Below are 22254 nucleotides of genomic sequence, written 5' to 3'. Positions count from 1 at the left end.
CATGAGCGCCGCAGACATCGCCGCCGAGCGCCCCGGCACCCGCACGGTGGAGCTGGACATCGCGGGCATGACCTGCGCCTCGTGCGTGAGCCGGGTGGAGCGCAAGCTCGCCAAGCTCGACGGCGTCAGCGCCTCGGTCAACCTGCCGCTGGAATCGGCGCGGGTCACGGTCCCGGCCGGCATCACCGACCAGCAGGTCCTCGCCACCGTCAACGCCACCGGCTACAAGGCCACCCTGAAGGACACCGCCCTTCCCGCGCACGACGCCGGCCCGCATGAGGCCCGCCCGGACGCCGCGCACGCCGGCATGGGGACGGCGCCGGCGGAGCACGACCACATGGCGCATGGCGGCTCCGCGGCCATGCTGCGTCCGCGGCTCATCCTGGCGGCCAGCTTGACCCTTCCGGTGTTCCTGATCTCCATGGTCCCGGCGCTGCAATTCCCGCACTGGGGCTGGGTGGCCGGCGTCCTGTCGCTGCCGGTTGTCGCGTGGTCGGCCTGGCCGTTCCACCGTGCGGCGGCCATCAACGCCCGTCACTTTGCCTCCACCATGGACACGCTGGTCTCGATCGGGGTCACCGCGGCATTCCTGTTCTCCACGATTACCCTGCTGGCGGATCCGCAGCTTACCGCGCAGGGCGCGGCCATGGAGGGAGAGCATGCGTCGCTGTATTTTGAAGTGGCGGCCGTGGTCGTGACGTTCCTGCTCCTGGGCCGCTACCTTGAGGCGAAGGCCAAGGCGAAGGCCGGGGACGCACTCAAGGCGCTGCTGAATCTGGGTGCCAAGGCGGCCACCGTGCTGCGCGAGGGCGTCGAGGTCGAGATCCCTGCCTCGGAGCTGGCCGTGGGCGAGGTCTTCGTGGTCCGTCCCGGGGAGAAGATCGCCACGGACGGCGTGGTCACCGACGGCGCCTCCAGTGTGGACACCTCCCTCATCACCGGGGAGTCCCTGCCCGTGGACGTCGCGGCGGGCGACGCCGTCACGGGCGCCACCATCAACGCTTCCGGCCGCCTGCTGGTGCGGGCCACGCGCGTCGGGAGTGAAACCACGCTGGCCCAGATGGGCCGGCTGGTCAGCCGGGCGCAGGCCGGCAAGGCGCCGATCGCCCGGCTCGCGGACCGCATCAGCGCCGTGTTTGTGCCCATCGTCCTGGGCATCGCCGTGCTGACCCTGGTCCTGTGGCTGGTCTTTTCGGGCCCGGTGATTGGGCTGGCCGAACTCCAGCGGGCTTTCACGGCCGCCGTCGCGGTCCTGATCATCGCCTGTCCGTGCGCCCTGGGCCTGGCCACCCCGGTGGGGCTGCTGACCGGCACCGGTCGGGCGGCGCAGCTTGGCATCCTGATCAAGGGGCCCCAGGTGCTGGAGGACTCGCGCTGGGTTGATACGATCCTGCTGGACAAGACGGGCACCGTGACCGATGGCAGGCTGTCCGTGGTCGATGTCGTGAGCCTGGCGGGTCTGCCGGCTGCGGAGATTCTCCGCCTTGCCGGGGCCGTGGAATCCCACAGCGAACACCCGATCGCCCACGCCATCACGGCCCATGCCCGGCGGCAGGGCGGCCTGCCGCCCCTGGAACACTTTGCCTCCTCCCCCGGCGGCGGCGTGCGCGCCGTCGTCGACGGCTTGACGGTTGTGACGGGCCGGTCGGGCTGGCTGGCGGAAAACCAGGTGCAGACGACGGCGGCGGATCGGGCCGCGCTCGTGGAACGCCAGCGCCGGGGCACCACCGCCGTCTGGGTTGCCGTGGACGGGCACGCCGTCGGGCTGATCACCCTGGCGGACACCGTCAAGGCCGGGTCCGCCGCGGCCATTGCCCGCCTGAAGCGGCTGGGCCTGCGCCCGATGCTGCTCACCGGGGACAACGCCGGGGTGGCCGCCCTGGTCGCCGACCGGGTGGGGATCGCCCCGGAGGATGTGATGGCCGACGCCGTGCCGGAGGACAAGGTGGCCGCGGTGCGCAGGCTCCAGGCGGGCGGAGCCGTCGTGGCCATGGCCGGCGACGGTGTCAACGACGCCGCCGCCCTGGCGCAGGCCGACCTGGGCATTGCCATGGGTTCGGGCACCGACGTGGCCATCGAGGCCGCCGACCTGACCGTGATGGGCAACGAGCTCGGCCAGGTTGCCACGGCGATCGAACTGTCCCGGCGGACGCTGGGCACCATCAAGGCCAATCTGTTCTGGGCCTTCTTTTACAACGCGGTCGGGATCCCGGTGGCCGCCCTGGGGCTGTTGAACCCGATGATCGCCGGGGCCGCGATGGCCGCCAGCTCGGTGCTGGTGGTGGTGAACTCGCTACGGCTGCGCCGCTTCGGCCGGTAGCGCCTTGAGGTCCACCACATACGACGGGCCGCGCCGGGCGGATCCGCGCAGCTCATCGACCCTGACCATGACCACGCCGCCGACGATGCACAGCCCGCCCAGGAGCTGGATCATCCGGGGCAGCTCCCCGAGCAGGAGCCACGCCCACAGCACGGCAAACAGCACCTCAAACAAGGCCACGAAGGATGCCACCTTTGAGCCGAGCCCGCGCGTGGCGATGATGCCGGCCACGTACGCGAACACGGTGGTCACGAGCACCAGCCCCAGCACGGGTGCGAACCATGGAACATGATGGCCGGCAAAGACCGGACTGGCGCTGTTGAACGTCAGGGGCATGACGCCGCTGAGCCCCAGCGCAACGATGAGCACGGCGCCCATGGCCATGCCGCCCCCGGCCATGAGGATGGGAGGGACGTTGTCATTGGCGCGCGAGGACATGATGAAGAACACGGCCGAGCACACCGCCGCGGCCAGGCCCCACAGGATGCCCTCGACGCTGATGGATTGCCCACCGGCCAGATCCAGCACCAGCACCAGCCCGGTCATGGCGGCCATGGCGCCCACGATGGTGAGCAGGCGCGGGCGGGTCCGGGTGGTCAGCCAGGCCCAGCCCACCAGCAGCACCGGGGACAGGTATTCCAACAGCAGCGCCACGCCCACGGACAGGTGCTCGACGGCGTTGAAGTAAAAGAGCTGGCACAGCGCGATGGGCACGATCCCATAGATCGCGATGCGCACCAGGGACCCCTTGACCGCAGCCCATCTGCGGATCAGGGTCAGCAGCGCCGGAATGAGGAGGACGACGGCGGCCCCGCCAATGCGGGCGGCCACGGCGGCCCCCGGCGACCAGCCGATCTCGAACAGCGACTTGGCGAAGGGTCCGGAGAGCGCGAACGTCGCGGCCGACGCAAAGGCAAACAGCAGCGCGGGCGATCCGATCCGGGTGGGCTTGAGCGCCGGCAGGATGGACGTGGGAGTGGTCTTGGCTGGGGTCATGGGTGTATCCGTATGTCATGGGTAAAAGGCGTTAGACTAATGACATTACGCCCATGAATTGTCAGGAGTCAACGTGATCTTTACTAATGACACCGAGGTGGCCCTGGCATCGGCCGCGAACTTGATCAACACGGCACCCACCGGCATCGCCGCCGCCGGTGGCGGCGGTGAGCCGGACGGCCTGGCCACGGTGGCGGATTTGGACCGGTTCGTCCTGGCGGAGCAAGTCACCGGGCTGCGGGAGCATTCGGAGGCCGAGCTGCGTGCGGTGCGCCGCATGCGCACCGAGCTGCGGACCATCTGGACGGCCGAGGAGGATACGGCCGCCCGGCTTGTCAACGAGGTGTTGGCGCGCGCCAGGGCCCTGCCCCAACTCGTCAAGCACGACCAATGGGACTGGCACCTGCACGCCACCGCGCAGGTCGCCCCGCTGGCCCAGCGCATGGGGGTGGAGGCCGCCATGGCCCTGGTGGACGTGATCCGCGGCAAGGAGCTGGGCCGGCTGAAGGTTTGCGCGGCCGACGACTGCCAGGCCGTGCTGATCGACCTCTCCAAGAACAGGTCCCGGCGCTATTGCGATACGGGCAACTGCGGCAACCGGGCCCACGTGGCCGCGTACCGGCGTCGCCAGTTGGCCGAGAAGGCCACGCGGACGTGAGGCCGGCCGGCTACTTCATGGTCCCGGCGGAGACCGAACCCTGCAGTTGGCGCTGAAAGAGCACGTAGGCGATGAGCACGGGAACCACCACAATGACGGCGGCGGCGAACAGCGAGCCGAAGTCCACCGCGTAGCCCTGCTGGCCGGCAAAGGCGGCAATGCCTTGGGACAGGACATAGTTTTCGCTATTGGTGTTGATCGCCACCGGGATCAGAAACTGGTTCCACAGGCCCAGGAAGTTGAAAATCGCCACGGAGGCCAGGCCGGGCTTCGCCATGGGCAGCATGACCTGGAAGAACGTGCGCCACTCCCCGGCCCCATCGATCTGCGCCGCCTCGGCGATTTCATGTGGCAGGGCCTTGAAGAACGCAAACAAGAAGAACACGGTGAACGGCAGCGCAAACGCCACATAGACGATGATCAGCCCGGGCAGGGTATTGAGCAGCCCGATGTTCTTCAGGATGAAAAACAACGGGACGATCGCCAGGAAGATCGGGAACGTCAGGCCGGCGAGCATCAGGTAGTAGATGGCGCGCGACCCCCGGAACGCGTACCGGGCCAGGACATAGGCGCACATGGCCCCGAGCACCATGACGATGACCAGGGCGCAGCCGACCACGACGACGGTGTTGAAGAAGTACCTGCCGATGCCGGCGGTGTCCCAGGCCGTGACGTAGTTTTTGAAACTCCACTGCTCCGGAAGGCCAAATGGCGATGCGAAGATTTCCTTGGACGTCTTGAACGAGGACAGCAGCGTCCACGCCAGCGGCACCAGGACCATCAGCGCCCACAGCGCCAACAGCGCGTGGGATATGCCGGCCACGGCCTTGTCGCCCCGTGTTTCCTGGGCCTTGCGGTCAGCGTGGCCGGGCGCCACGGGGGTTTTATTGGTCAGTTTGATTGACACTATTCAGACACCTCCGTAGTGCCTCCGGTGAGGCGGTTTACCAGGAAGACAATCCCGGAGAAGATCAAGGTAAGGCTTGCCAGAACCACGCCCATGGCACAGGCCAAGCCAAATTGGCTCTTGGAGAAGGCCGTGGTGAACAGCTTTTGGGAGATGACCAGGGTCGCATTGTCCGGGCCGCCGCCGGAGTTGAGGATGGCCATGTAGACGAAAGCGTCCAGGGCCAGGATGCCCATGTAGATGTAGGCGGTCTGGATGTTGTCGCGGATCAGCGGGATGGTGATGCTGATGGCCGTGCGGAAGCGTCCGGCCCCGTCGATGCGCGCGGCTTCGTACGTTTCCGCCGGGATGCCCTTGATGGCGGCGATGAACAAGATCATGTAAAAACCGATGAAACCCCAGACGATGACAACCATGGAGGCGACCATGGCCGTGCGCGGATCGCCCAGCCAGGGAAATGACTTCACGCCGTCAAAGCCCAGGCCGGTCAGGAGCCCGTTGAGCAGCCCGGAGCTGGGGTCGTAGATCTGCATCCAAATGATGCCAATGACGATTGCCGGGATGACGTAGGGGAAGAAGGAGATGATGCGGTAGAAACCCGCGCCGCGCAGTCCCTTGATTTGGCCCCGGCTGCTGCCCCCAATGGTCACCAGCGTTGCCAAGATAAGACTGAGGATCACGGTAATCACGGGCAGGAAGATGGCCAGAATGATGCTGTTGCGGACGGCGATCAAGAAAATATCGTCGTGGAGCAGCTTGACGTAGTTCTCGAGCCCGATGAACGGCATCTCGTTGTTGAAGCYGCTCCAGCTGGTCAGGGAGTAGTACACCGCCTGGGCGAACGGCGAGATCACAAAGACCAGGTAGATCGCCAACGGCACGCCGAGGAAGACTGCCATGAAGCTGACCTTATCGAACGTGAGGTTTCTCCGGCGCCGCCGCCGGGCTGCGGCGGGGACGCCGCCGCCCGGCTGCACGCGATGGCTAACTTGTGTCACTTCACTTCAATCTTTTTCACCGAGCTGTCATTGCGGACCTTGTCGGTAATCTTCTGCAGGCCGGAGGTGAGTCCCGCAGCGTCCAGCTTGCCGTCCAGGAAGGAGTTCCACACGACCAGCTGGTCCTGGTTCATGCCGTAGAGGTCGATGAAGTTCCAGGTATAGATGTCCTTCTTGGCGGCGTCCAGCATTGCCGTCTGGGAGACCAGCGCGGTGGAGCCGAAGCCGTCCGCCGGGACGGTGCCCTTGACGATGGTCGGGGCCAGCTTCGTCTTGGCAAAGTTGGTGGCCGCCTCCTTGGAGAGCATGATGCGCAGCAATTCCTTGCCCGCCGGAACGTCGGCACCCTTGGACGGGACGATGAAGGGCTCACCAGCCGCGGAGTGCAGGCCGGTCTGGGCCATCTTCGGGCTCGCGGAGACAACCGGCACGGGGGCGCCGGTCATCTTGAAGTCGGACTTCGTCTGATCCTTCATCTCGTTCTCGATCCACGACCCCGACGGGTACAACAGCGCATCCTGGTTGTTGCTCCACTGCGCCTGGGCGGCCGTGAACTGGGTGCCGGAGCCGCCAGGCTTGAAGTACCCGGCCTTGACGATCTTCTCCAGCGCACCAAAGACGCTCTGCAGCGCAGGGGCGGACCAGCACTTCTCCGTCAGGTTCTCCAAGTCCAGGCGGACCTGGTCCCCACCCTCCTTGACGGCGGAGGAAATGGCCATCTCCTGGTAATAAGTTGCGGCTTCCTTTCCCCACACGAAGAGGTACTTGCCCTTGGCCTTGGCCTTCGCGCCCAGATCCATGGCCTCGTCCCAGGTTGTGGGGACCTTCCAGCCGTTGGCGTCAAAGAAGCTCTTGGAATACCACACGGCATAGACGGTCAGCACGTAGTTGAGGGCCGCAAGCTTGCCGCTGAACGTCCCGGGCGCCAACACGCCGTCGTAGAGGGTGTCCGCGATCTTGGTGCCCTCGAGGTTGTTCGCCTCGGTGATGCTGGTCAGGTCCTCCAGCTGGTCCAAGATGGTGCTGAAGCCGATGGCCTTGGCGCCGGAGTTGTCGATCAAGTCCGGCGGGTTGCCGCCGACAAACCGGGGCTGGAGTTCCTGGGCGATGTCCGTGGACGGGCTGATCTTCACACTGGACCCGGGGTAGTTCTTGGAGAAGATCGCCCCGGCGAAGTCGACGTAATCGATCCCGTAGCCGCCCTTGAAGATGACGGCGTCAAGCTTGGCGCTCTTGGCCACACCGAAGGGGTTGGTGGCTGATTTCTCGCCGCCGGCAGCGGCCGAGGTGGAGGTGCTGCCGCCGCCGCCGGCGCAGGAAGCCAGGGAGCCACCCAGGGGGACAAGCACGGCGGTAGCCAGTGCGCCGCGGAGAAACCCGCGACGCTGGAGCGGCTTGTTCAAAATACTCATTTTGTATACTGCCTTCCATTGATGGTGCGAACTATAGAGTCATGCGTCGCGCCTAAGCCGGCCGGCATAGCGGCCCACCAGTGCGGCGTTGTGTTCGTCCCCGCCCGGGATGTTTGCTGAAACATAAATGGGCGGTTTCTCCCCCGCGTCAACAAGGCGCCTGACGGTCTCAATCGTGAGCATTTGAGCTATGTACGCACCCGTGATCGACGAGACCGCACCAACACCTCCTCCGCCGGAAACTTCCAAGGTCGTGTCGCCAAACGGCGCCCTATTGTCGATGACAAAGTCGGCAATTTCACTCAGGCGCAGCCCGCTGGGGTGTTTTGTTTCCACGGCGTTCGTGTGTTCGAGGCTGGTGACGGCGATGATCTTGTGCCCCCGCTGCCTGGCCAGCAGGGCGAGTCCGACGACGGAGCCGTTGACCCCGGAATTGGAGGCGATGATGAAGATATCGCGCGGATCCACCAGTGAGACGTCAAAAAGTTCCTCGGCGATCCCCGTTTCACGTTCCAGGATGGAGGTCTCCAGCGAGTTCAGGGAGGATGCGTCCCGGGAGCCGTGCAGTACCAGGTCCCGCAGGGCGATCTTGCTGGTCGGGATCAGCCCCCCGGCGCGGCCGGCTATTTCCATGGCGAACGCCTCGGAATGCCCCGTGCCGAAAACCTGGATAACGCCGCCGGCGCCCAGTGCGTCCACGAGCGCGGCGGCGGCACCGTCCAGGCCGCCGGAGACGGCCCACCGGGTGAGTTCGTCCAGCCGCGCGGAAACCTCCAGGGCGAAAGTCGCCAGATTCTCAGACATTGTGGCGCCGCCCTCCCGTGCCGCCGGATCCACGGTGATTGAGTTCCATGCGCGCCGCCCGCGTGGGCCGACGGTGCGGCGAGACCGCCAGGGCGGACGCTGCCAGCTTGGAGGTGGTCTGGGAGAAGTTCACCTGCGCCACCAGCAGGTAGATCAAATCCAGGACGAGCAATTGCACGTGCTTGGCGGAGAGATCGTCCGGCTGCAGGAACTGCTCATGGACGGAGGTGATGATGGCCAGGTCGGCGCCGGCGGCCAGCGGGGAGTGGGGATTGTTGCTCAGCGCGACGGTCAGGGCTCCGGCCTCACCGGCCTCGCGCAGCATTTGGATGGTCTCCTCCGTGCGTCCGGTGTTGGAAATCCCGATCGCCACCGAGTCCCCGTCCTGGATGGCCGCGCTTGTCAGGCCGGCGTGCACCTCGGACCAATGGTGGGAGTTCACCCCGATCCGGTACAGCCGGGACTGGAGCTCCTTGGCCATGACGGCGCTGCCGCCGATGCCGTAAATGTCCACATGGGAGCTCATGGCGATGCGGCGGGCAATCTTGTTCATCAGCGCCAGGTCCATGAGCGTCGCGGTTTCCTGCAGCGACCTGGTATGCGCATTGACCAGGGTGCTCAGGACATCGCGGGCCGGATCGTCGGGGCCAAAGGCGCGGCCAATATCCGCCTTCCAGGACTCGCGGGCATCGCTGCGGCCCAGGTCGGAGGCGATGCTCACCCGGAAGGGGACGTACCCGGCGTAGCCAAGGAGCCGGCAGAAGCGGGTCACCGTGGCCGGGGAGGTCCGGGTTTGCTCCGCCAGGTCCATGATGGACAGCTCCAACGGAGCCTGCGGATGCTCCAGGAGGTAGGCTCCGATCTTCGCCATGGCAGCCGGCATATCAGGTAGTTTGGCCTGAATGCGGTTCACCAGCCCGGCAGCCGGAGCTGTCGGTGGACGCGGCGCGATCGTTGACATATGAAAATCCATTTCTTCCATAACGCAAGTAACTGAAAACTATTATCATCAGAAGTGTAAGTCAAGTCACAGTCGAGACACGGAATGGTAACGATGCTCAATCACCTTGCGATAGACGCCGGGGGCACGTCGACGCGGGCCGTGTTTCTCACGGCCGCCGGGCAGTGCCTGGGCTACGGCGTGGCAGGCGGCGGAAACCCGGTTTCCCGGGGATTTTTGGGCGCGTTGGATGCCCTGGCGGAGGCCGCCGGGAAGGCCCTGGGAGATGGCCCGTCACCGTTCGCCACCGTCACCGTGTGCATGGCGGGCGCATCCTTGGACCTGCCGGAGCATTTGCTCGGTGAGCGATTCGCGCCGCTGGGCCTGGCCGGCCACGTCATGATTGAAGCTGATTTATTGGGTACCTTTTATTCCGGAACCTTTCACGATGATGGCTACGCCTTGATCGCGGGCACCGGGGCCGTGGCGGGGCGGATTGCGGGCGGGCAGCTCGCCGCGGTCGCGGACGGTTCCGGCTGGCTGCTCGGCGACAAGGGGTCCGGATTCTGGCTGGGCCGGGAGGTGGTGCGCGCCGCGGCGGCCGCCCTGGACGGGCGCGGGCAGCCCACGGCCCTGACCGCCCTGGTCCTGGCGGAGTTCGGCATCACGCTCGATCCGCTGCAGCGTTCGCACGGCCGATCCGGCGCGCAGCAACAATTGATCGCCGAGACCTACCGGCTGCGCCCCRTTGAACTTTCCCGCTTTGCGCCGCTGGTCTTCTTCGTGCCGGGCGACGCCGTGGCCGGCGCCATCATCGACCGGGCGGCTGACGAGCTGGCCAGGACACTCACGGCGGTGCTCGATGCCCGCACGCCCGGCCCGCTGGTGTTTGGCGGCAGCGTCCTGACGAAGGGCGGGACGGTGGCCGCCGAGGTGGTGGCGCGGCTGTCGCCCGGGGCCGCGTTCGACGTCCCGTCAGGGGCGGGCGGGATCCCGCACCCGGTTTTGGTGGACGACGGCGTGGTGGGGGCGGCGGTCCTGGCCCTCAAACGCAGTGGAGTCGTGGTGGAGGCGACCGTCTTTGAGCGCATCAGCTCAACCCTGGCGGCGTTGCGCGGCTAGCCGCAGCCATCCCTCCCGCCACCCGCAGCCGGCCGCGCGCCGGGGGTGAAGATCAGGATCCGGCGGGGTCGCCGTCGTCCTTTTCGGCCTCGGCCTTGGCTGCGGCGTCCCGGGCATCCTTGCGGAGGTGGGCCAGGCGGTCGGAGGACTTGCGGTTCACCCCGGATCCCTCACTGAGGTAGGCGGGGTTTTCCTTGTGCCCCATCACCAGCAGGGAGGCAATCAACAGCGTGGCAATGAAGGCTATGCCGAAAGCGATTGCCGCCAGGTCCCAGCGCAGCCCGTGTTTGGTGCCTCCGGCGGAGACGACCAGGGTCACCACCCCGGCCACCGCCGCCATGGCGACGGAGAAGCTCAGGGGGAACTTGATGGAGTTGGACGATTCGGGGTTCTGTGGCTTTTGGCTGCCCACGGCTGATCCTTCGCATTGGTCGTCACCCGCGGGTTGAGCGGGGGGTCGTCCTGGTGGCGGCGCGGCAACTTCCGCGCCCTGCAATCTGATAGGACTCACACTTCTACATTAAGTAGAACGGTTTCCCCTAGTTTACTTGCCTTTTCGGCTTCGGGCGTCATGGCGGAGCGTCAGCGCCGAGAGGAGCCACAACGCACCGGTCATCAGCGCACCGCCGCCGCTGACGCCCAGCAGCGCGTGCGGGCCGGCGGCCGTGAAGAAGGGCAGCAAGATCCCGGTGCCCAGGCCCAACACACCGGAAATCAGCCAATCGCTGCGCAGCGCGGACCTGCCGGCCTTCCCCGCCGGGCCCCGCAGCGCGGTGAACAACTCCGCCGCGCCGGCCAGTGCGAGCGCCGCGCCACCCACCCAGGCCGCCACGGCCGTGCTGACGGCAATGAAAATCACGACGCCGGCCACGGCCAGGAGCCCCGCGGCGGCCAGGAGCGCCAAACGTTTAGGATCGGTGCGCGGCAGCGCCAGCCGGCGCACGAACCAATAGTGGGCCGCGACCAGGGCCAGGAAGTACCAGCCCAGGTTCAGGCACAGGCCCACGACGTCCGGGGCGCCCCAGAAGACCGTGATGATGCCAAAAAGCAGGGTGATCATGGAACGGAACAGCACCGGCTGCCACAGCCGGGAAGCCGGGGTGGCACTGATGCTGCCATTGACGGTGTTGGGCACGGCTGTTTCTCTCACCCATCAAGTCTAGCGGGGACGGGCTCCGGCGCCGACCTGCACCCACCGCCCGGTCCGCGCGCGCAGGCCCAGGGTCAGTCCGCGGGCGGCCATGTAGGCCAGGCCAAACGCCGCCCACAGCCAGGCCAGCCCGGCCGGGTCGTCCCCCAGTGACGCGGCCTGGACCCAGAACAGCACCGGCAGGTATACCGCCAGGTTGACCAGCCCGGCCAGCGCCAGGTACCGGGCGTCCCCGGCGCCGATCAGCACGCCGTCGAGCACAAAGACATAACCGGCGAGCGGTTGTCCCAGGGCCGCCACCACCAGGGCGGCGGCCAGGGCCTGGTGCACGCGGACATCGTTGGTGAACAGCCAGCCCACGCCCTGCGCGGCCGCCCACAGGCCCAGCCCCGTGACCACGCCGAACCCGACGCCCCACCACGTCATGGTGCGGGTGAGCGCCCGCACGGCCACGGCGTTTCCGGCGCCCAGCTCCTTGCCGATCAGGGCCTGGGCGGCGATGGCCAACGCGTCGAGGGCAAACGCCAGGAACGTAAACAGCGTCATGGCCAGCTGATGGGCGGCGAGGTTGACGGGGCCCTGGGCCGTGGCCACCAGGACGGTGGCCAGGATGGCCACGCGCAGGGAGAGCGTGCGGACCATCAGCCAGCTGCCCACCCTGGAGACCATGCGCACGCCGGCCCAGTCCGGGCGCAGGCCCACGCCGTCCCTGCGGGCGGCCCGGACCACGATCACCAGGTACACCCCGGCCATGGCCCACTGGGCCAGGACGGTTCCCAGCGCCGCCCCGGCCACCGACATTCCCAGCCCGTAGACCAGGACCACGTTCAGGAGGATGTTCGCGCCAAAGCCGGCTCCGGCCACCACCAGCGGTGTCCGGGTATCTTGCAGGCCCCGCAACACGCCCATCGCGGCGAGGACCAGCAGCATGGCCGGGATGCCGGCCATGGACACCACCAGGTACTCGTGGGCGAAGCGCAAGACCTCGCCGCCGGCGCCCATGGCGGACAGGAGCGGGCCGGCGGCCAGCCACCCGGCCGCGGCCAGCACCGCGCCCAGGATCAGTGCCAGCCACAGCCCGTCCCGGCCCACGGCCAGGGCGTCGGCGCGGCGCCCGGCTCCCAGGAGCCGCGCCACGGCGGGGGTGGTGGAATAGGCCAGGAACACCATGAGCCCCACCACGGTTTGGAGCACGGTGGCGGCCAGCCCCACGCCGGCCAATTCCGGCACACCCAGGTGGCCCACAATGGCGGAGTCGGCCAGCAGGAACAGCGGCTCGGCAATCAGCGCGCCAAAGGCCGGCACGGCCAGGCGCAGAATCTGCACGGAGGTGGAGGGGCCGGCGACGGAGCCCGCACTCACCGGCGCGGGAGCACCGGTCGCGGGCGTGCCGGTCGCGGGCGTGCCGGTCGCGGGAGTGCCGGGGTCAGGGCTTGTGGGCATGGGACTAGCGTATCGGCGTGCCGGGGCCGGCGGCGTCCACCAGCTCCGCCATGACGGAGCGCAGCGCCGCCACCACCTGCTGCACGCCGCGACGCTCCAGCGCCTCGGGCCGGGCCAGAATGTCGATCCGGCGGCCCAGCTGCGGTACGCGCAGCGGAATGAGCACCAAGTGGGGAAAGAGCCGGCGGTTCACCGTGTAGCGGGGCATGAGGGAGACACAGTTGCCGCGCTCCACCACCGACGCCGCGACGAAGAACTCATTGATCCGATGCCCGATGCTCACTTCCTCCCCCGCCAGCGAGCCGATCATTTCAATGGCCCCCTCCAGTGGAAACCCCCGGTGCACGGCGATCCACCGCTCGCCGCGCAGGTCCGCCGGGGTCAGGCGGGTGCGCCGGGCCAACCTGTGCCCGGCGCCGACGGCGACGTCGAGCGGCTCAAAGGCCAGCGGCGTCACGTGGACCGCGGGCGGCCACACCGGGCTGCTGGCCAGCCGGTGGGCGATCACCAGGTCGTAGTCGGCCGTCAGCGCCGGAAAATCTTGTTGCGCCACGTCCTGGTCGGCGAAGCCGAGCCGGGGGCCGGCGGCCTCCGTCACCGCCTGTTCCAGCCGGCTGAACAGGGCCAGCCCGGCACTGTGGAAGGCCGCGACGCTCACGGGGGCGCCGGCGTCGTCCCGGAACCGTTCGACGGCGGCGTCCGCCCGGGCCAGGGCCACTTCGACGTCCGCGGCCGCGCGGGACAACGCCAGCCCGGCGGGGGTCAGGGCCGTGCGGCGCCCCAGCTTGTAGGTCAGCGCCGTCCCCGCCTTGCGCTCCAGTGCCGAGACTTGCTGCGAAACGGACGACGCCGTGACGTGCAGTGCCTGGGCGGCGGCGGCAATGCTTCCCCGCGCCTGAACCTCGCGGAGGGCCCGCAACTGACCGATTTCCATTAGTCCAAACTAATGCATAGCTGATGAAACTGACAGCTTGTTCTGATGCTTCCGGGGGTCAAGCATGGAGGTGTGAAGAATTTTCTCAATCGTTGGGGCGTGGACGTGGCGCTGCTGGCCGTCGCCGTCGTGTGGGGCGGCAGCTATCTGGTGGCCAAGGACCTCACGGTGGTGGCGTCGGTGCCGGCGGTGCTGGCGTGGCGGTTCGTGCCGGCGACCGCCGCCTTGGGGGCGCTGTGGGTGTGGCGCGTGCGGCGGCGGCCGGGGCGGGCGGAGCTGTGGACGGGCGTTCTCCTGGGCCTGACCCAGGCGGCCGTGCTGTTGCTGGAGACCTACGGCGTGGCGCAGACGCGCGCCGGCAATGCGGGACTCATCATCAGCCTCACGATCATCTTCACCCCGCTGTTGGACGCCGCGGCCACCCGCCGCTGGCTGCCGCGTGGGTTTTTTGTGGCGGCCGCGGTGAGCGTGGTGGGCGTCGCTCTGCTGGTGTCCGGGGACGGGTTCCGGGCGCCCAACCCCGGCGATATCCTCATGCTGGCAGCGGCCGCGGTGCGGGCCCTGCATGTGACGTTGTTGGGGGCGCTGACGCGGGATCGGCCGTACAGTTCCATCACGGTCACCCTCATCCAGTCGGGAGTCTGCGCGTTGCTGGCGGCGGCGCTGGATCCGCCGGGCACTCTCGCCGCGGCCGCGGCGTTTGGGCCGGCCGACTGGCTTGGCGTGCTGTACCTGGGCCTGGCCGCCGGCGTGTTCGCGTTCCTGGTCCAGTTGTGGGGCGTCCGGCGCACGTCGGCGTCCCGCGCCAGCCTGCTGATGGGGACGGAGCCCGTTTGGGCCGTGCTCGCGGGCATTGTCCTTGCCGGCGAGCGGCTGGGCTGGCCCGGCGCCTGCGGGGCCGTGTTGATTCTGCTCGGCTGCCACGCGGGCCGGCGCATCGAGGCCCGGTTCCGGCAGTCGGAGTCCGGTGTGGGATCCCCGCTAGTACCCGCCGCCACCTGAGTCGTTGGCCATGTTGGCAAACCGCGAGTAGTGCCCCTGGAAGGCGACAACGATCGTCTTGGTCGGACCGTTGCGGTGCTTGGCCACGATGACGTCGGCCTCGCCGGCGCGCGCCGACTCCTTGTCGTAGATGTCCTCGCGGTGGAGCAGGATCACCATGTCGGCATCCTGCTCGATCGATCCGGATTCGCGCAGGTCAGAGACCATCGGCTTCTTGTCGGTTCGCTGTTCTGAGCCCCGGTTGAGCTGCGAGAGGGCCACAACGGGCACCTGCAGTTCCTTGGCCAGCAGTTTCAGCGCACGCGAGAACTCGGAAACCTCCTGCTGGCGGGACTCCACCCGCTTGCCCGAGGACATGAGCTGGAGGTAGTCCAGGATGACCAACTTGAGGTCGTGCTGCTGCTTGAGGCGGCGGCACTTGGCCCGGATTTCCATCAGGGACATGTTCGGGGAGTCATCGATGAACAGCGGTGCGTCGTTCATCCGTCCCATCGTGGTGGCGATCTTGGACCATTGATCGTCCTTGACCGTGCCCTTGCGGAGATCTTGGAGGCTGATGGTGGCCTCGGCGGAAAGCAGGCGCATGGCGAGCTCGTTGCGGCCCATTTCCAGGGAGAACACCACGGTGGCCATGTTGTGGTCAATGGCCGCCGAGCGGGCCCAATCGAGTGCGAACGTAGAATTGTGCGTAGGAATGAAGGAGCGACCGGCGAGGTACAGATGGCTCTCGTGCGCAATCTGGATGCATCTGACCGGCACCGACTCCACGGGACGTACGGCCGTAATGAAACGCTGGGTGCGCTTGGGGGTCGGCCGGGCGTCGCGTTCCTTGTGCAACAGCTGCTTGCGGTAGAGGCCAAAGACGACGTCGTCGGTGGCAAACGTGATCGTGTAGGCCGTCGAGGATTCCTCGCTGCGTCCGTGCACCCGCCTTTCCGACCACCCGGACCGGTACCCGAGGCTGTGGATCAGTTCGCGGGCATCGTCGGCCAAGCGACGGCTCGTCACGGTGAATTGGGCGCATCCACTGGACGTGACGGTGCCGTCGGTGTCGAGCAGTCCGGCCAGCAGCGCTCGGCGTTGGGCCGCGCTGGCCCGCAGGTACGCCGCTGGAATGTGCTTATGGCCCAGAAGTGAGTTGGAACGGAGCAAGGCCTGCAATGAGCCGTGGTCAAGTCGGCACGGCTCACAGCGCAACCCACCGGAGCAGGCAACCCCGCAATCGATGCACGTCGGCTGCGGCACGGCGTCCGTGGTCCAGCGCGCCCTGCGCCCACAGTCCTGGGAACAGGTGCGAACCTGGCGCAGCTTGTTGCTGAACGGCGTACCGCAGACCACGCAAACGCCGGCGAACACGAATGATTCGACGGGCAAATGGATGCTGTATGTCAGGTTCGCAACCGGCTTGAGCACGTAGCCCTCGCCGGAAATCCGCATCAGGACTTCCTCGTCCATGTTGGTGATGCGTGCGGACGCCGATGCGCCGTCGCCCAGCCAGGCGCCCAGCGTATAGGGACCGATGGGCAGTTCCGCGGTGGGCAGGTCCAGGGCCGCCGTGTTTTGGATCGAGTGGTTCAGCCGCTGATCGGCGGTGGCACATCGCAATGTCGCCGCGATTTCGGCTGTCGTGCGCACCCTCGGGGCGATCCGCGGATTGGCGGCCCGGGCGGACTTGCGCGAGGACCGGGTGTCGGTGAGCCATTGGTGCTCGGCGTCGGCAATGAGGACGCTGCCGTCATCGAACGTCACTTCAAAGCAAGGCCGACCCAGCATCACCTCGGTAGCGGCCACCACCACGGTGGGCGTGCCGTCAGCCGCCAGCACGGAGTCGCCCACGCTGACCTCGCCCATGGTGGTCCACCCTGTAGGGGTGGCAAGCAAGGTGTCCAGTGCCAGGGCCTTCCCGACGGCCGGCCGTGCCGCGATGACGATCATCTGCCCCGGGTGCAGTCCGTTCGTGAGCTCATCAAATTCGTAGAAGCCGGTGGGGACGCCGGTCAGGCCCTGCCCCTTGTGTCCCGACGCCTCGATCTCATCAACCGTGGACTCCATGACGTCCTTGAGGACCACATAGTCTTCACTGGAGCGCCGCTCGGCAACCTTGAAGATCTCGGCCTGGGCGGCGTTGACCACGTCCTCGACCTCACCGTCCTGGGCGTAGCCCATCTGGACGATCTTGGTGCCGGCGGTGACCAGCCGGCGCAGCACGGCGCGCTCGGCCACGATCTCGGCATAGAAGCCGGCGTTGGCGGCGGTGGGCACGGATTGGATGAGCTGGTGCAGGTAGGCGGCGCCGCCGGACTTGGCGATTTCACCGCGCTTGGTCAGCTCGTCGGCCACGGTGACGGCGTCGGCGGGCTCGCCCCGGCCGTAGAGGTCCAGGATGGCCTCGTAGATGCTCTCGTGGGCCGGGCGGTAGAAGTCGTTGCCGCGCAACACCTCCACGACGTCGGCAATGGCGTCCTTCGAGAGCATCATGCCGCCCAGAACGCTTTGTTCCGCGACAAGGTCCTGCGGCGGGGTCCGGGCAAAGTCCGGCTCGCGCGGTGCACCGACCGCTTCAACCATTTGCGCTGACATGCTTTTGTGTCCTCTTTCTGCCTGCTGGCCTGACATCGTCGAAACCCCATGGTCCCGCCTGGAATGCTTGCTCCCGTCCTACCAGCAGATAACGACATTGCTTGCCGTTTGCAGAGGGGATCGTGTGCAACGTTAGACGGTCTGTGGACAACTACCAACCCCGCCCTGTGGATAACTTGTGCATTAAGTGCCATAGCTTGTGCACAGGATGGGGATAACCATGTGGATAAGAGCTGGGCCGCCGCCCAAAACCCGCTCTGACCTGCGTAAACACTGCACACCGGCTGTGGAGAAAAAGAATCTTTGTGGCAACTCTCACCCACACCCCGCCTCTTGACAAGGCGACAAAACAGGGATATCGCTGGCGGTATCCTAGCGATATCCACAGATTCACGCCCCACCTGTGAATTGTCAGCCGGCCCGAACACGCTGACCTGCGCTTATACGCGCGCCGGCATGTTCCCCACCCCTGGATGGGCCGTGGCCGGCCGGTCCGCCCCCGACCCACCGAGCCCATGCACCCACTAGGCTTGGGTCAACCAGAAGGAGGCAGGCCATGAGCGCACCGCAAGCCGGGGTGTCCAAACCGAGCAACGCCAACACGACGGAGGCCACCGCGGCGGACGTCGTCGACTTCATCAACACCGTGGACACGTCGGCCGTGCGTCGCGCGGACGCCCACGTGCTCCTGCGCATGATGCAGGAGGAAACCGGGCAGCCGCCCGTCATGTGGGGGCCGACCATCATCGGTTTTGGCGCCTATCACTACAAGTATGCGTCGGGGCGGGAAGGCGACGCGCCCGCCGCGGGATTTTCACCCAGGAAGGCGAACCTGGTGATCTACGGCCTGACCTACCCGCCCGCGGCCCGGCCGCTGCTGGAGAAGCTGGGCAAGTTCAAGAGCAGTGTCGCCTGTGTGTACGTCAACAAGCTGGCGGACATCGACCTGGACGTGCTGCGCCAGCTCATCAGCATGTCCTACCGCCATGCGACCACCTCGGACATGCAATCGCTGCAGTCGCAAAAACACTGATTAAGACCGGAAGGGCCGGATTCCTTGCGGAACCCGGCCCTTCCGGCTGACGCGTCGGGCGGGCTGTTAGCCTGCCACCACGTTCAGGTCGATCACGGCGGCAACGTCGTCATGCAGACGAACGTTGGCCGTGTACTTGCCAACCGACTTGATGTGGGCGGGCAGTTCCACCTTGCGCTTGTCGATTTTGCCGAGACCGGCAGCCTCAACGGCCTTCGCGACGTCTTCGGCCTTGACGGTGCCGAACAGGCGTCCGGACTCGCCGGCCTTGACGGTCAGCGTGACCGGCTTGGCGGACAGAGCGGCAGCCTGCTCCGCGGCAGCTTCCACGGAAGCGTGCTCGCGGGCGACGCGGGCAGCCTTGATGGACTCAACCTGCTTCTCGCCGCCCCTGGACCAGGTCAGGGCGAACCCGCGGGGCAGAAGGTAGTTACGTGCGTAACCGTTCTTCACCTCGACGAGGTCACCTGCGGCACCGAGGCCGGTTACTTCTTGGGTCAAAATGAGCTTTGCCATGTGTATTTATCTCCCTTAACCGCGGCCAGCGCCGGAGTAGGGCAGCAATGCAACTTCGCGGGCATTCTTGATTGCCTGGGCGATCTTGCGCTGCTCCTGGACGGTGACGCCCGTGACACGACGTGCACGGATCTTTCCCCGGTCAGAGATGAACTTGCGCAGCAATGCTACGTCCTTGTAGTCGATGACGGTGACGTCAGCAGCCTTCAAGGGGTTGGACTTTGGTTTGGGCTTACGGAGTTCAGCCTTAGCCATCGTGGAGCTCCTTAGTATTCGTGGAGCCCGTGGATATTAATCCGCGGGATGGTGTGCGTGCGGCGGTTGCCGCACATGATTTGTTAGAAGGGAGGCTCGGAGCTATCCGGGCCCGCACCCCAACCGGACGAACCGCCACCGGGCGTGGCCCAGGGGTCGTTGGCCGGTGCCGCCTGGGGCTGCTGCTGGCCGCCATTGCCGCCGAAGTTTCCTCCGCCGGAATTGCCGCCGTAACCGCCCTGGCCGCCGGCAGCGTTGCCGCCGCCGAAGGTGCCGCCTGCATTGCCGCCGCCGAAGCCGCCGCCCTGACCGCCGGAGCGCTGGGTGCGGTTGACTTTTGCGTTGGCGTAGCGCAGCGAGGGGCCAATCTCGTCGACCTCAAGCTCCATGACGGTGCGCTTTTCGCCTTCTTTGGTGTCGTAGGTCCGCGACTTCAGCCGGCCCGAGACGATCACGCGGGTTCCCTTGGTCAGGGACTCCGCCACGTTCTCGGCCGCTTCACGCCAGATCGACGCACGCAAGAACAGCGTTTCGCCGTCCTTCCACTCGTTGGACTGGCGGTCAAAGGTACGCGGAGTCGACGCAATGGTGAAGTTCGCCACTGCTGAACCGCTCGGTGTAAACCGCAGTTCCGGATCACTGGTGAGATTGCCAATGACCGTGATGGTGGTTTCGCCTGCCATCTTCTCCTACTTCCTGCTTGGTGGTTTCCTACGGGGTAAGAACTGTGGAGTTGTTGACCGAAATTACTCGGCAACCACTTTCTGCTCTTCCGGACGGGTGATCTTGGTGCGCAGGATGGTCTCGTTGAGGCCAAGCTGGCGGTCAAGTTCCTGAGCGGTAGCCGGAGAAGCAGTGAAGTTCACTACTGCGTAGATACCTTCAGACTTCTTCTGGATATCGTAAGCCAGGCGGCGACGGCCCCAGATGTCAACCTTCTCGATGGTTCCACCATCGGTGGTGATGACATTGAGGAACTTCTGAAGCGACGGCTCAACGGTACGCTCGTCGACCTCGGGGTCGATGATTACCATCAATTCGTAAGGACGCATATGTGAACCCACCTCCTTTGGGCTAGGCGGTTACGGTCTTTCCGTAACAGGAGGTTCATTTGCGGTGTCCGTGGACCCACGGACCGGATCTTGCGTTCCGGCCCGGCGCCAGCACAGACTTCTCCATCTTACCGTAAGCACGACGACGGCACGGACCCGGTCCACCGTGGCATGATCAGCTCATGGACTCCCCACGCTCGCAGCGGGCCCGACACCGCAGACTCCGCCTGGTCGGCATGCTGGCCTGCGGCGTGGTGGCGGCCGCCGCGACCGGAATCTTTAGCGCCTGGGAGTACGCGCCCGCCGCGGGATGGGCGGTTGCCGCGCTGGTGTACAACGTCTGGGTCTGGCTGGCCATCGCGCCCATGGACCCCGCCCGCACCGCAGCCCACGCCCAGGAGGAGGACCCCGGCCAAAGCACCTCGGACCTGCTGATCCTGCTGGCGGCGATAGGGTCGCTGGCCGCCGTCGTGCTGGTCATGGTGGGCAGCACGGACGTCGCCGGCGGCGGCCGGCTGCTGCTGGCCCTGCTGGCCCTGACATGTACGGGGATGTCGTGGCTGCTGGTGCATACCCTGTTCACGCTGCGCTATGCGGAGGTGTACTACGCCGGCACACCCGGGGGCATCGACTTCAACCAGGATGATCCGCCGCAGTACACCGACTTCGCGTACATGTCGTTCAGCGTGGGCATGACCTACCAGGTCTCGGACACAAACATCTCCAGCCGCGCCATGCGATCGGCGGTGCTTCGGCACAGCCTGCTCGCGTTTCTCTTCGGCACCGGCATCCTGGCCACCACCATCAACCTGGTGGTCAGCCTCGCCCATTAGAGGGCGGTGCGGAAGAACGTCTCCGCCACGCGGGCCAGATGGAACGGGTCCTCCACCCCGCACAGCTCCCTCGCCGAGTGCATGGACAGCAGCGGCGTGCCCACGTCCACGGTGCGGATGCCCAGGCGCGTGGCGGTGAGCGGGCCGATCGTCGAGCCGCACGGGACGTCGTTGTTGGAGACGAACTCCTGGTAGGGCGCCCCGGCGGCGGCGCACAGCCCGGCCCAGATCGCGGCCCCCGTGGCGTCCGTGGCATAACGCTGGTTGGCGTTGATCTTCAACAGCGGACCGCCGTTTAGCACCGGCACGTTGGCGGGGTCGTGCCGGTCGGAGTAATTCGGGTGGACGGCGTGGCCGGCATCGGCGGAGACGGCGAAGGAGTTGGCGAAGGCCCGACGGCGCTCGCTCACCGAGGCGCCCAAGCCGTCCGAGACCCGGGTCAGGATGTCCTCCAGGAAGGGGCCGCACGCCCCGGAGCGGGATCCGCTGCCGATCTCCTCGTGGTCAAAGGCGGCCAGGACGGAAATGACGGACCCCGTGAGGGCATGGGTGTCGGCGGCATTGATCAGGGCCGTCAATCCGGCATGGACGGACGTCAGGTTGTCCATGCGGCCGGCCGCAAAAAACTCGTTGGAGGCGCCAAATACCTGTCCCGGCTGGGTGTCGGCCACCAGGATGTCGTATCCGCCAATGCTGGCCGCCTCCACCCCCGCCTTCGCGGCCAGGAGCCCGAGGAGGTCCTCCCGGCCGGGATGGCCCTGGCCCCAGACCGGATTCATGTGGTGTTGCTTGTCCAGCTTCAGGCCGTCATTGACGGCCCGGTCCAGGTGGATGGCCAACTGCGGGAACCGCAGCAGCGGCCCCGTGGCCACGAGGGTTTCGGTGCCGTCCAGGTCCACGAGCCGGCCGGCAAATTGGAGTTCCCGGTCCAGCCACGAGTTCAGCAGCGGCCCGCCGTACACCTCCACGCCGGCCTGCAGCCAGCCAAAACGGCCCGTGGTGGGCTTGGGCTTGAGCTTGAACGACGGCGAGTCGGTGTGCGCGCCGACAATGTTGAACCCCGTGGTGGCCGTGGCCGCCTCCGGCACCACCCAGGCGATGATCGCGCCGTCGCGAATGACAAAGTGGCGCCCGCGCGCGGGCCACTCGGCGGACTCCGCCAGCCGGGTGAATCCCGCCGCGGTCAGCCGCCGGCCGGCCTCGTGCGCCGCGTGATAGCTCGACGGCGAGGCCTCAATGAAGGCTCCGAGGTCCTGGATGTGTTCAAGGGAAGTCATACCTCGATTCAACCATCATCGG

Annotated in this window: 22 protein-coding genes; 6 read left to right on the top strand and 16 right to left on the bottom strand. The window is 66.8% G+C overall.

Annotated features, from left to right (window positions below; genetic code table 11):
• The first annotated feature begins 1 nt into the window (after position 1).
• On the top strand, positions 2–2320 hold the full coding sequence (locus AB4Y80_RS07160; protein ID WP_442213128.1) for a heavy metal translocating P-type ATPase: 2319 nt from the start codon (positions 2–4) through the stop codon (positions 2318–2320).
• Here AB4Y80_RS07160 and AB4Y80_RS07155 read toward each other — a convergent pair.
• A complete protein-coding gene (locus AB4Y80_RS07155; protein WP_442213126.1) occupies positions 2294–3316 on the bottom strand; it encodes an EamA family transporter in 1023 nt (340 codons plus the stop codon). The genes AB4Y80_RS07160 and AB4Y80_RS07155 overlap by 27 nt on opposite strands.
• Before the next feature lie 73 nt (positions 3317–3389).
• Between AB4Y80_RS07155 and AB4Y80_RS07150 the strand changes: the two genes are divergently transcribed.
• The gene (locus tag AB4Y80_RS07150; RefSeq protein ID WP_442213124.1) at positions 3390–3974 is read left to right on the top strand and encodes a CGNR zinc finger domain-containing protein; all 585 of its coding nucleotides are present in this window, start codon (positions 3390–3392) and stop codon (positions 3972–3974) included.
• A 10-nt stretch (positions 3975–3984) separates the two neighbouring features.
• On the opposite strand, the gene AB4Y80_RS07145 is transcribed toward AB4Y80_RS07150, so the two are convergent.
• The 5 genes from AB4Y80_RS07145 to AB4Y80_RS07125 all read right to left on the bottom strand — a co-directional run bounded on the left by AB4Y80_RS07145 (position 3985) and on the right by AB4Y80_RS07125 (position 8966).
• Positions 3985–4875: a carbohydrate ABC transporter permease gene (locus AB4Y80_RS07145; RefSeq protein ID WP_442213344.1), complete on the bottom strand. Its 891-nt coding sequence runs from the start codon at positions 4873–4875 to the stop codon at positions 3985–3987.
• A gap of 5 nt (positions 4876–4880) precedes the next feature.
• Positions 4881–5780, bottom strand: a complete 900-nt coding sequence (locus tag AB4Y80_RS07140) for a carbohydrate ABC transporter permease (protein ID WP_442213122.1) — start codon at positions 5778–5780, stop codon at positions 4881–4883.
• Between the two features lie 95 nt (positions 5781–5875).
• A complete protein-coding gene (gene ngcE / locus AB4Y80_RS07135) occupies positions 5876–7291 on the bottom strand; it encodes an N-acetylglucosamine/diacetylchitobiose ABC transporter substrate-binding protein (protein WP_442213120.1) in 1416 nt (471 codons plus the stop codon).
• Positions 7292–7330: 39 nt separating this feature from the next.
• Positions 7331–8095 carry a sugar isomerase domain-containing protein gene (locus tag AB4Y80_RS07130; protein WP_442213118.1) on the bottom strand — a complete coding sequence of 255 codons (765 nt, stop codon included), beginning with the start codon at positions 8093–8095 and terminating at the stop codon, positions 7331–7333.
• Entirely contained in the window at positions 8088–8966 is an 879-nt protein-coding gene (locus AB4Y80_RS07125; protein ID WP_442213116.1) for a MurR/RpiR family transcriptional regulator, read from the bottom strand. The genes AB4Y80_RS07130 and AB4Y80_RS07125 overlap by 8 nt, the downstream gene beginning before the upstream one ends.
• A gap of 183 nt (positions 8967–9149) precedes the next feature.
• Here AB4Y80_RS07125 and AB4Y80_RS07120 point away from each other — a divergent pair, with 183 nt between their 5' ends.
• On the top strand, positions 9150–10157 hold the full coding sequence (locus AB4Y80_RS07120) for an N-acetylglucosamine kinase (protein WP_442213114.1): 1008 nt from the start codon (positions 9150–9152) through the stop codon (positions 10155–10157).
• 52 nt (positions 10158–10209) lie between these two features.
• On the opposite strand, the gene AB4Y80_RS07115 is transcribed toward AB4Y80_RS07120, so the two are convergent.
• From AB4Y80_RS07115 to AB4Y80_RS07100, 4 genes are all read right to left on the bottom strand, one after another.
• Positions 10210–10569, bottom strand: a complete 360-nt coding sequence (locus AB4Y80_RS07115; RefSeq protein ID WP_442213112.1) for a hypothetical protein — start codon at positions 10567–10569, stop codon at positions 10210–10212.
• Positions 10570–10701: 132 nt separating this feature from the next.
• Positions 10702–11307, bottom strand: a complete 606-nt coding sequence (locus AB4Y80_RS07110; protein WP_442213110.1) for a hypothetical protein — start codon at positions 11305–11307, stop codon at positions 10702–10704.
• A gap of 9 nt (positions 11308–11316) precedes the next feature.
• Positions 11317–12750, bottom strand: coding sequence for an MATE family efflux transporter (locus tag AB4Y80_RS07105; RefSeq protein ID WP_442213108.1), 1434 nt, complete (start codon positions 12748–12750; stop codon positions 11317–11319).
• A gap of 4 nt (positions 12751–12754) precedes the next feature.
• Positions 12755–13684 carry a LysR family transcriptional regulator gene (locus AB4Y80_RS07100; protein WP_442213106.1) on the bottom strand — a complete coding sequence of 310 codons (930 nt, stop codon included), beginning with the start codon at positions 13682–13684 and terminating at the stop codon, positions 12755–12757.
• Positions 13685–13756: 72 nt separating this feature from the next.
• On the opposite strand from AB4Y80_RS07100, the gene AB4Y80_RS07095 reads away from it, so the two are divergent.
• Complete coding sequence (locus tag AB4Y80_RS07095; RefSeq protein WP_442213104.1) at positions 13757–14686, top strand: DMT family transporter; 930 nt, start codon at positions 13757–13759, stop codon at positions 14684–14686.
• Here AB4Y80_RS07095 and dnaB read toward each other — a convergent pair.
• Positions 14666–17266 (bottom strand): replicative DNA helicase, encoded by a 2601-nt coding sequence (dnaB, locus tag AB4Y80_RS07090; RefSeq protein WP_442213102.1) that lies wholly within the window; start codon positions 17264–17266, stop codon positions 14666–14668. The two genes, AB4Y80_RS07095 and dnaB, sit on opposite strands and share 21 nt — an antisense overlap.
• Positions 17267–17822: 556 nt before the next feature.
• Between dnaB and AB4Y80_RS07085 the strand changes: the two genes are divergently transcribed.
• On the top strand, positions 17823–18299 hold the full coding sequence (locus tag AB4Y80_RS07085) for a DUF1801 domain-containing protein (protein WP_442213100.1): 477 nt from the start codon (positions 17823–17825) through the stop codon (positions 18297–18299).
• A gap of 66 nt (positions 18300–18365) precedes the next feature.
• Here the strand turns inward: AB4Y80_RS07085 and rplI are convergent, their stop codons facing one another.
• From rplI to rpsF, 4 genes are all read right to left on the bottom strand, one after another.
• Positions 18366–18815, bottom strand: a complete 450-nt coding sequence (rplI, locus tag AB4Y80_RS07080; protein WP_442213099.1) for a 50S ribosomal protein L9 — start codon at positions 18813–18815, stop codon at positions 18366–18368.
• 15 nt (positions 18816–18830) lie between these two features.
• On the bottom strand, positions 18831–19070 hold the full coding sequence (rpsR, locus tag AB4Y80_RS07075) for a 30S ribosomal protein S18 (protein ID WP_005273147.1): 240 nt from the start codon (positions 19068–19070) through the stop codon (positions 18831–18833).
• Positions 19071–19153: 83 nt separating this feature from the next.
• Complete coding sequence (locus tag AB4Y80_RS07070) at positions 19154–19753, bottom strand: single-stranded DNA-binding protein (protein ID WP_442213097.1); 600 nt, start codon at positions 19751–19753, stop codon at positions 19154–19156.
• A gap of 63 nt (positions 19754–19816) precedes the next feature.
• Positions 19817–20122, bottom strand: coding sequence for a 30S ribosomal protein S6 (rpsF, locus tag AB4Y80_RS07065; RefSeq protein WP_442213095.1), 306 nt, complete (start codon positions 20120–20122; stop codon positions 19817–19819).
• A gap of 182 nt (positions 20123–20304) precedes the next feature.
• Between rpsF and AB4Y80_RS07060 the strand changes: the two genes are divergently transcribed.
• A complete protein-coding gene (locus tag AB4Y80_RS07060; RefSeq protein ID WP_442213093.1) occupies positions 20305–20955 on the top strand; it encodes a DUF1345 domain-containing protein in 651 nt (216 codons plus the stop codon).
• On the opposite strand, the gene AB4Y80_RS07055 is transcribed toward AB4Y80_RS07060, so the two are convergent.
• Positions 20952–22232 carry a M18 family aminopeptidase gene (locus AB4Y80_RS07055; RefSeq protein WP_442213091.1) on the bottom strand — a complete coding sequence of 427 codons (1281 nt, stop codon included), beginning with the start codon at positions 22230–22232 and terminating at the stop codon, positions 20952–20954. The two genes, AB4Y80_RS07060 and AB4Y80_RS07055, sit on opposite strands and share 4 nt — an antisense overlap.
• Positions 22233–22254 lie beyond the last annotated feature (22 nt).

The organism is Specibacter sp. RAF43 (assembly GCF_052114065.1).
In the GTDB taxonomy this organism is placed as follows: Bacteria; Actinomycetota; Actinomycetes; order Actinomycetales; family Micrococcaceae; genus Specibacter.
This window is presented reverse-complemented; position numbering and strand designations above follow the sequence as displayed.